1 protein-coding gene is annotated in these 1,200 nt (G+C 66.0%); it reads left to right on the top strand.

What is annotated here, in order from left to right; translation table 11 throughout:
• Window positions 1-130 precede the first annotated feature (130 nt).
• Window positions 131-1,189, top strand: coding sequence for an IS630 family transposase (locus AB0E67_RS36495; RefSeq protein ID WP_362035168.1), 1,059 nt, complete (start codon window positions 131-133; stop codon window positions 1,187-1,189).
• Window positions 1,190-1,200 lie beyond the last annotated feature (11 nt).

Below are 1,200 nucleotides of genomic sequence, written 5' to 3'. Positions count from 1 at the left end.
CTAGTGGCTCGTCACGCAGCCTTGGCCGGGTAATCGATCTTCTGCTCGCCGCCTAGCAGACTGTCTCCAAGATCCGATCTTGGAGGTGGTCGTGGGGCGTCGACCGAGTGTGTTCGTCCGGCCGGTGAGCATGGAGGAGGGCCGCCGGCTGCAGCGGATCAGCCGGACCGCGAAGGACCCGGTGAAACTCCGCCGGGCGATCGTGGTGCTGATGTCTGCCCAAGGCCAGACGGTCAAGGACATCACCACATTGATGCAGACCGGCGAGGACTATGTCCGCGATGTCATCCACGCTTTCAACGAACGGGGGTTCGACGCGCTGGACCCAAAATGGAGCGGGGGACGCCCCAGGACGATCAGTGACGAGGTGCGCGAGCACATCTGCCTGGTGGCTCGGACGTCCCCCGCCGACTGGAAGATCAACGCGTTCTCCACCTGGAGCCTGAGCAAGCTCGCCGACCACCTCATCAAGCAGAAGGTGACCGCAGCCATCAGCCGGGAGACCCTGCGCCGGATCCTGCGCGAGGGCAAGGTCTCCTGGAAGACCACCACCACGTGGAAGGCGTCCACCGACCCGGAGTTCATCGCCAAGATGCACCGCATCCTGGCGCTGTACGACACCCCGCCCGCCGACGGACGGGTGATATGCGTCGACGAGTTCGGGCCGCTGAACCTGATGCCCCGCAAGGGCAAGGCGTGGGGGCCGGTGAGGCGTCCGCGCCGGCTACGGGCCACCTACAACCGCACACACGGCGTGAGGCACATGCTCGCCGCCCTCGATCTGGCCACCGGCAAGCTCTACTACCGCATCCGCCCGCGCAAGCGCTGGCGCGAGTTCCTCGACCTCCTCAAGGCTCTGCGCGCCCGCTGGCCCAGCGAGAAGCTGTACGTGGTGCTGGACAATTTCTCCCCGCACAAGCACGCAGACGTCCGCGCCTGGGTGGCCGACAACGACATCGAGCTGGTCTTCCTGCCGACCTACGGCTCCTGGCTGAACTGGATCGAGGCCGAGTTCGCGGCCCTGCGTTACTTCGCACTCAACGGCACCGACCATCGCAGCCACGACGAGCAGAACGCGGCCATCGCCTCCTACGTCCGCTGGCGCAATGCCCGCGCCGAGCCGAAGACAACCTTCGCACCCGACTCACAGATCCGAGCATGGACCGATTACCCGGCCAAGGCTGCGTGACGAGCCACTAG

The organism is Streptomyces sp. NPDC032161 (genome assembly GCF_040636995.1).
In the GTDB taxonomy this organism is placed as follows: Bacteria; Actinomycetota; Actinomycetes; order Streptomycetales; family Streptomycetaceae; genus Streptomyces.
This window is presented reverse-complemented; position numbering and strand designations above follow the sequence as displayed.